This is a genomic window from Lutimonas sp. (assembly GCF_051011215.1).
Classification (GTDB): Bacteria; Bacteroidota; Bacteroidia; order Flavobacteriales; family Flavobacteriaceae; genus Lutimonas.
In genome coordinates this window covers 1-7,938 of record NZ_JBPCUJ010000069.1, presented here as the reverse complement: position 1 = coordinate 7,938, position 7,938 = coordinate 1, and the positions used below count along the sequence as shown (strand labels likewise).

8 protein-coding genes are annotated in these 7,938 nt (G+C 36.3%); 3 read left to right on the top strand and 5 right to left on the bottom strand.

Going from position 1 to position 7,938, the window contains the following annotated elements; genetic code table 11:
* Positions 1-215, top strand: a 215-nt coding sequence (locus ACR2MV_RS06855) for a hypothetical protein (protein ID WP_434021163.1), incomplete at its 5' end; no start/stop codon positions are given.
* On the opposite strand, the gene ACR2MV_RS06850 is transcribed toward ACR2MV_RS06855, so the two are convergent.
* Both ACR2MV_RS06850 and guaA read right to left on the bottom strand, forming a co-directional pair.
* The gene (locus tag ACR2MV_RS06850; RefSeq protein ID WP_434021162.1) at positions 212-2,125 is read right to left on the bottom strand and encodes a LysM peptidoglycan-binding domain-containing protein; all 1,914 of its coding nucleotides are present in this window, start codon (positions 2,123-2,125) and stop codon (positions 212-214) included. The two genes, ACR2MV_RS06855 and ACR2MV_RS06850, sit on opposite strands and share 4 nt — an antisense overlap.
* 141 nt (positions 2,126-2,266) lie before the next feature.
* The gene (gene guaA / locus ACR2MV_RS06845) at positions 2,267-3,799 is read right to left on the bottom strand and encodes a glutamine-hydrolyzing GMP synthase (RefSeq protein ID WP_434021161.1); all 1,533 of its coding nucleotides are present in this window, start codon (positions 3,797-3,799) and stop codon (positions 2,267-2,269) included.
* A gap of 103 nt (positions 3,800-3,902) precedes the next feature.
* On the opposite strand from guaA, the gene ACR2MV_RS06840 reads away from it, so the two are divergent.
* Positions 3,903-4,520 (top strand): hypothetical protein, encoded by a 618-nt coding sequence (locus tag ACR2MV_RS06840; RefSeq protein WP_434021160.1) that lies wholly within the window; start codon positions 3,903-3,905, stop codon positions 4,518-4,520.
* A gap of 9 nt (positions 4,521-4,529) precedes the next feature.
* On the opposite strand, the gene ACR2MV_RS06835 is transcribed toward ACR2MV_RS06840, so the two are convergent.
* Complete coding sequence (locus tag ACR2MV_RS06835) at positions 4,530-4,910, bottom strand: hypothetical protein (protein WP_434021159.1); 381 nt, start codon at positions 4,908-4,910, stop codon at positions 4,530-4,532.
* Between the two features lie 140 nt (positions 4,911-5,050).
* Entirely contained in the window at positions 5,051-5,425 is a 375-nt protein-coding gene (locus ACR2MV_RS06830; RefSeq protein ID WP_434021158.1) for a hypothetical protein, read from the bottom strand.
* A 189-nt stretch (positions 5,426-5,614) separates the two neighbouring features.
* On the opposite strand from ACR2MV_RS06830, the gene ACR2MV_RS06825 reads away from it, so the two are divergent.
* Positions 5,615-6,067, top strand: a complete 453-nt coding sequence (locus ACR2MV_RS06825; RefSeq protein ID WP_434021157.1) for a hypothetical protein — start codon at positions 5,615-5,617, stop codon at positions 6,065-6,067.
* A gap of 108 nt (positions 6,068-6,175) precedes the next feature.
* Here the strand turns inward: ACR2MV_RS06825 and dnaK are convergent.
* The coding region (gene dnaK, locus ACR2MV_RS06820; RefSeq protein ID WP_434021156.1) for a molecular chaperone DnaK at positions 6,176-7,938 on the bottom strand (1,763 nt) is incomplete at its 5' end.

The following is a 7,938-nucleotide window of genomic DNA, read 5'->3' as shown; positions in this document are numbered from 1 at the left end:
TTCTTGTAACACCAAGTCATGCCACAAATATGAGTGTGATTGAACAATTAAATCTTATTCATTGCAGTATTAAGGTGGCTGCCATTTCGCGCTATGATGATGAAATGCAGGAACTGATGGATGCGGGTGTCGAGGTCGTTTTTAATTTATATGAAGAAGCCGGATATGGTTTTGCCGACCATACTTTTAATAAAATCTACTCGAACAATATTTAATTGGAATCTTGCTTGAAAGGGTTGATGACCTTTTCTTCCAGACCATCATATTTTACAATAAAAATTCCTTTGTTTAAGATTCCACCGGACGTATTTTCAATAAATTCATATTTGGTAGCAATTCTTTCTGACACGCCTTGGTCGAAAAAGTCACTCCCTTCCGCCAAACGCATTAATAGGTCATAGGTAACATCAAACCCTTCAACCGCATAAGAAGAAGGCAGACTGTAATACTTTCGTTTAAACGTAGCTTCAAATTGCTGAAACGCCGCATGATTATAATCGATAAAAGAATTACTGGGATAATGAAAATGGACCCTTGCCAAAAAGTTATTATCAATTTTATTGTAATTTCTATCTTTTTCAAAACCAAAAACCATCAGGCTGTCTACCTCTGGAAATACTCCCAAATTATTAAAAACATCTCCTAAATAAGCAGGTTCTGTATCAGTCACAAAAAACCAGTTTACAATATTTCGATCCAAGGTATCTCTAAAGACTTTAAAATCATCAGGTTTGATATACCCGTCTTTAGGTTCGAGAATCTTAACTTCCTTTTCAGGGTTCAGAGCCTTGATATCTTCAATAATTCTATTAAACTGCTGCTCAGATTTCTTTGTGTCATTTTTAATAACAATCAGATCCTGATTTTCATAATTTGCCTTCACAAAATCCATCATTTCTTCGGTATAATTATCCAAAGAGGCTCTTTCCTGAATGAGCTTTTTATTGTCAATATTCGAATGATCCTTTGTGGAAATTGGAGAAGCTATATAGGGCTTTCCATATTTCAAATTAGTAGATACAGCCTTTACATTCGATAAAAACATAGGTCCAACCACCAAATCAAATTCCTGCAATTCAACTTCATTACTTATTTTTCGCGATACTTCCCTGTTATTCTCTGTATCGTACACTTTCATATGAATTGACAATCCTTGCTTTTTTAAGGAATCTATTGCCATCAAGGCGCCAAAATAAAAATCAGTAGTTATTTGCAATAAGCGATCCGTTTCAAAATTAAGACTATCCCTTCTACTTTTAAATGGCAGCATCATCGCCATTTTCAATTCAGAACCTGCAGGCACAACATCAACAAAAAGAGGTTTGGTCATCCTATTGTTATTGGGCAATTTCAACAACATACCTTCTTTAATGCCATCTGATATCTCTGGATTGAGAGCCAGTAACTCATCTTCTGTAATGTCAAATTTTTTTGTAATGCTATAAAGAGTTTCTAGTTTTTGAACTTCGTAAAAAACAAACGCTTCATTCGCCTCCGTTTCTGAAAGTATAGGAACCAAAATCACATCATCAATTTGTAAGCCATGAAGGGCAATTTTCGGATTTAACGCTTCTAAATCCTCTATGGATATGCCAAACTTTTTCGCGATACTATACTTGGTCTCTTTTGCTTTCACCAGGTATGGTTGTGTGGAATCATCTTTTGCGTTTAGCTCAGTTTCATCAATTTTTAAAGGGATTCTGATCACCTGCCCTATCTTCAAGCCATTCTCTGCTAAAAAAGGATTGCTCGCTTTGAGCTCTTCTTCACTGATATTAAAACTCTTGACAATGCTATAGATCGTTTCTTTTGGAATGACCTCATGATAAATAAACTTATCTACTACTATATCCTTTTCTCCAATCCCACTTAAATCAGCATTACTTATATCTTCTAATGGATCATAGTTCTGATTGGGAATGATGATGATATCATTTGCACTCACATTATCCTTCACATCTGGATTTAGCTTTAACAAATCATAAGGAGTAATTGATAAGGCTTTTGAGATACTTTGAATCGATTCCCCTTGTTTTACTTTATAGGTTATAAATTTCTTATCCTGCGCAAGAATGCTCAAACAGCTGATCAGGAATAAAAAAAACACAATTTTAAGATTTTTCATGTAGTACTAAGTTCTTATAATTTTAAACTTAAAATCTGCTGTAATATTTCATCAAATATATGCTTTTTTAAGTCTTTTATTAACAATAGGACAATCTTACAAAATACAACGGGCAGATGTATTTAAATTTTTTCTTTCACGCTACTCCCATTCAATGGTCGCCGGTGGTTTTGAACTGATATCATAAACAACCCGGTTCACACCTTTAACACCGTTGATAATCTTATTTGAAGTTTCCTGAAGAAACTTATAAGGTAAGTCAACCCAGTCTGCGGTCATCCCGTCAGTAGAAGATACAGCCCTTAATACAACCGCTTTTTCATAGGTTCTTTCATCACCCATTACTCCAACTGATTGCACTGGTAAAAGCATCGCACCTGCCTGCCAAACCGAATCATATAATTTCCATCGTTTTAATCCCTCCAGAAATATATGATCAACTTCTTGCAACATGGAAACTTTTTCAGCAGTAATATCACCTAGAATTCTGATGCCCAACCCTGGACCTGGAAAAGGGTGTCTTCCCAATAGCTCCTCATCAATTCCCAAACTTCTTCCTACTCTTCGTACCTCATCCTTGAAAATGGTTCGCAAAGGCTCCACAATCTTCAACTTCATAAAATCAGGCAAACCACCCACATTATGGTGAGATTTAATGGTCGCTGACGGACCTCCGGTAGCGGAAACCGATTCAATAACATCAGGATAGATGGTTCCCTGGGCCAACCATGTTACGTCTTCTATCAAGTGAGCCTCATCATCAAATACTTCAATAAAAGTATTACCAATGGCCTTTCGTTTTAATTCAGGATCTTCAATGCCTTTCAGCTTTTCAAGAAATCGATCAGATGAGTTCACTCCTTTTACATTGAGTCCCATGTGTTTGTACTGGTCTAAAACGCTTTCAAATTCATTTTTTCGCAATAAACCATTGTTTACAAAAATGCAATAGAGGTTTTTCCCTATAGCTTTGTCCAAAAGAACAGCAGCAACAGTTGAGTCTACGCCTCCAGACAATCCGAGAACAACTTTTTCATTGCCAATTTTCTCTTTGAGTGCCGCAACTGTTGTTTCCACAAATGAATTGGGCGTCCAATCCTGCTTCAGTCCGGCTATATCCACCAAAAAGTTTTCCAATAACTGTTTCCCGTCAGTGGAATGGTATACTTCAGGATGAAATTGAATGGCATAGGTTTGTTCACCATCTATTTTATAAGCCGCATTATCAATATCATGTGTGCTGGCAATCACCTTATAGGATGTTGGAAGTTCCATAATGGTATCACTATGACTCATCCAAACCTGCGATCCTTCTTCAATATGCGCGAAAAGCTCATTGCTATGATCTACAAATGACAGATTTGCCCTTCCATATTCTCTTGAACTCGATTGTCCGACCTTTCCCTCAAAAAAATGAACCAGGTACTGTGCACCATAGCATATTCCAAGAAGTGGCTTCTTACCTTTTATCCGGGACAAATCAGGATGCGGGGCATCTTCATTTCTTACAGAATGTGGACTTCCTGACAGTATCACCGCCTGAAAATCATCTACATTAAATTTTTCACTATTGAATGGATGGATTTCACAGTAGATATTGAGCTCTCTGACTCTTCGCGCAATGAGTTGCGTTACCTGTGATCCGAAATCTAAAATTAGAACCTTATTTTGCATCCGCAAAAATAAAATTTAATTCAGAAATAATAGCCTCAAAAATTGATTTTTATCATTCAACTTTAATTGCTATTTTTAATTACCATTCAAAACCATCCTACTGATGTTACATAGTAAAAAAATATGGCTCTTATGTCTACTAATGATCAGCTTTTTGCTTGTTCAAGGGCAAGAACAGCATTCACATGAAGAAGGACAGGATCAATCACATCATGACAAGGGCCATGAGACACATAAAAAACATGTCATCAGCGCTTCTATTAATCATACAGTTATTTTTGGTGGCGTCAAAGACGGAAGTGCTTCGAGTCTGACCTTACCTTCTTTTGGTTTAAATTACACCTATTTCTTTAATCACAAATGGGCCATTGGACTTCACAACGATATTATCCTTGAAGACTTTGTTGTAAAACAAAACAGCACCTTTGAAACCAGGTCAGGTGATTCAGGCGGCGAAGCAGAAACAACTGTTATTGAGAGAGGAACACCAGTTGCAGCTTGTATCATGGGTATCTACAAACCTCTTTCATGGTTAGGATTAATGGCCGGTTTTGGCAGAGAATTTTCAAGCCATGAAGATTTTACCGTGATTCGATTTGGTCTCGAAGTTCCTTATCACCTGCCTAAAAACTGGGAGTTATTTGGTGTGTTAACCTATGACATCAATATTGATGCATACCAGTCACTTACCTATGGCATTGGCATTGGAAAATTATTTTAACCAACCTGACTAGCTGATAATTCTATTCCCGGAAATTCTCAAAAATCCTTTTGGATGTGAGACTGTCCCTTTAAATGAATCCATTTCGAATCTTAGAAAGATATCTATTTGCTCACCCTCAAAAATAATATGAGCTCGAACCTTATCTTCTTCATAAACTAAATTTTCCATGGGAATAATGCGGTCATGGAACATCACATTCCCTTTTAACACATCTTCTTCAAAACTAAATTCAATAGCACCTTTTTGAAATTTCAATCCGATTTCAGGAGCTGCATAATTCCAGGAACCTAGTAATTTTGTGGGACCCTCATCATGCTTGACATCGGTAAAACTCAATGTTAAGAAAAGCAAAAAGACGGGGTAACTTTTGCGTAATAATTTTCTCATAGATCAATACTATTTATTTAAGCGTGCAAAAATACGAAAAATTCAGACTTATTCAATGCGTATTCAGCACTTTACTTTCTTAAGATACAAAAAAAAAGCCATCAAGAATAACTTGATGGCTTTAAATAACAACTGTATGTTTATTTTTTTGAACCAGACATATCTAAAGTTCCTTGAGAATAAGAGACAACTCCTTCAAAGGTTTTCTTTGTAAAATTCAATTTGAACCGTACCGTTTCTCCTTGAACATTCATCATGGCCTTTAACTCATTCTTTTCAAATGTCACATCTTCCAGTGCTGTTCCCTGTCCACCAATGACCATTTCTCCGGCTAAATCACCATCAACCTTTTTTAACACCAACACACCTTTTTGGTATTCATACGGCGCATCAGGAATACTATAATCCCATTCTCCTAATATTTTTTTAACTCCAACAAAACTGTCTTTAACGGCAAAACTACTCAAGACAATTATCGATAACAGCAAAACGCTTTTAAAAGCAACATTTTTCATAATTTGATCTAAATTTAAATTTAATACTTCCAAAACTACTAAAAATTAGTTCAAAACTGAAGAAATTGTATCAATTTCCATCATGCAATCCATATAAAAACAGGAATTGAATTCATAAGCGCACAATATTCTATTCCAATTATAGTTTTTGTTAAGTCAAATAATGAATGAACCTAATATTTAACAATAATGAAAAAACTAATTTTTATTGCAATTTTATTGATTGCCTCTACAGAAATCAATGCACAGTCTTATGAGTATAGTATCGTAACAAGTATAGAATCAGTTGTACCTATGGGTCTGGGTAGGTCCAGAATTATTTCAGCTGAAGAAGAAAAAGACTATACCGCCTATACGACTTCAAGAACATCAGAAAATAAAAAACAAAATAAATCGAAAAGAGGTGACTCTAAAGTAGAAAATTTTGACGAAACAAAAATATTAAACTTTTACAGTGCCACTGGTATAAATTTTCAAAATATCGCTTCAAATGATGCCTTATTATCGTCTAAAGTAAATACCATGATCGATGAAGGCTGGGAATTGGCCTTTGTAACCAGCGGTGTTGAAAGTGATGCAGGAAAGGGAGACGGAACCGGAATCTTTATTACTCGTTTTATCTTTAAAAGATTGAAATCATAACAGATTTGGGATCATTTATCCTATACTGTAAAACATAGAATTTATAAAATAAAAAAAACCGTCATGTTTTTAACATGACGGTTTTCTATTATATATGTTCTTTAAGAACTAGTCTTCTTTGACTTCTTCAAAATCTACATCCTGAACATCATCCGCTCCGGCTTCACCAGCTTCTGGCGCTGCTCCTGCATCAGGTCCTGGTTGCGCTCCTCCTGCCTGAGATTCTTGCTGTGCTTTATAAATCTCTTCAGAAGCTGCCTTCCATGCTTCATTGATCTTCTCCATGGCCGCATCGATCAAAGCAAGGTCTTTTGACTCATGTGCTTTTTTCAATTCTTCCAGTGAAGATTCAATCGGTGCTTTCTTATCAGCAGATAGTTTTTCACCAAATTCCTTCAACTGGCTTTCTGTCTGGAATATCATCGCATCAGCTCCATTGATTTTTTCAGCAGTTTCCTTTGCCAATTTATCTGCATCAGCATTTGCTTCTGCATCCGCTTTCATCTTTTGAATATCTTCTTCTGACAATCCTGATGATGCTTCAATACGAATATTATGTTCTTTTCCTGTTCCTTTATCTTTGGCAGAAACATTTATTATACCGTTGGCATCAATATCAAAAGTAACTTCAATCTGAGGAACACCTCTTGGTGCTGGCGGAATACCATCTAAATGGAATCTTCCGATCGTCTTGTTATCAGCAGCCATCGCTCTTTCACCTTGTAACACATGGATTTCAACTGAAGGCTGGTTATCAGCAGCTGTCGAGAAAACCTGAGATTTCTTTGTAGGAATTGTTGTATTTGATTCAATTAGTTTCGTCGCAACGTTCCCCATTGTTTCAATTCCCAACGAAAGAGGTGTTACATCAAGTAACAATACATCTTTCACATCTCCTGTTAAAACACCACCTTGAATAGCAGCACCAATCGCTACAACCTCATCAGGGTTTACACCTTTTGATGGTTTCTTTCCAAAGAACTTTTCTACTTCTTCCTGAATTTTTGGCATTCTTGTTGAACCACCTACTAAAATTACATCATCAATATCCGAAGTGCTAAGATCAGCATCTTTCAATGCAGCACCTACAGGGCTCATTGATCTCTTCACTAATGAATCTGACAATTTTTCAAAATGGGCTCTTGTCAATGTTTTAACAAGGTGCTTAGGTCCTGAAGATGTCGCTGTCACATACGGTAAATTGATCTCCGTTTGTGTACTTGACGATAATTCAATTTTTGCTTTTTCAGCTGCTTCTTTTAAACGTTGAAGTGCCATAGGATCTTTTCTCAAATCCATGTTTTCATCCTTCATGAACTCTTCAGCCAACCAATCGATAATTACCTGGTCAAAATCATCACCACCTAAATGCGTGTCTCCATTTGTAGACAATACTTCAAAAACACCATCACCAATTTCTAATATAGAAATATCAAAAGTACCACCTCCAAGGTCATACACGGCAATCTTTCTGTCTTGTCCTGATTTATCTAAACCATAGGCAAGAGCTGCAGCAGTAGGCTCATTTATAATTCTGCTAACTTTTAAACCTGCAATTTCACCAGCTTCTTTGGTAGCTTGTCTCTGTGCATCGTTAAAATATGCAGGAACTGTCACAACCGCTTCTTTTACTTCTGTACCCAAATAGTCTTCAGCAGTTTTTTTCATTTTCTGCAATACCATTGCTGAAATTTCCTGAGGTGTATACAATCTGCCATCAATATCAACACGTGGTGTGTCGTTATCTCCTTTTACAACTTTATAAGGTACGCGATCTGCCTCCATCTTACATTCAGAATACTTATTCCCCATAAATCTCTTGATAGAATAAACGGTTTTAAGAGGATTTGTAACTGCCTGACGTTTTGCAG

Bases quoted from the DNA above. Each gene is read 5' to 3' on its own strand.
- ACR2MV_RS06830 (WP_434021158.1), bottom strand. From the start codon at position 5,425: ATGAAAAATGTTGCTTTTAAAAGCGTTTTGCTGTTATCGATAATTGTC.
- ACR2MV_RS06825 (WP_434021157.1), top strand. From the start codon at position 5,615: ATGAAAAAACTAATTTTTATTGCAATTTTATTGATTGCCTCTACAGAA.
- ACR2MV_RS06835 (WP_434021159.1), bottom strand. From the start codon at position 4,910: ATGAGAAAATTATTACGCAAAAGTTACCCCGTCTTTTTGCTTTTCTTA.
- guaA (WP_434021161.1), bottom strand. From the start codon at position 3,799: ATGCAAAATAAGGTTCTAATTTTAGATTTCGGATCACAGGTAACGCAA.
- ACR2MV_RS06850 (WP_434021162.1), bottom strand. From the start codon at position 2,125: ATGAAAAATCTTAAAATTGTGTTTTTTTTATTCCTGATCAGCTGTTTG.
- ACR2MV_RS06840 (WP_434021160.1), top strand. From the start codon at position 3,903: ATGTTACATAGTAAAAAAATATGGCTCTTATGTCTACTAATGATCAGC.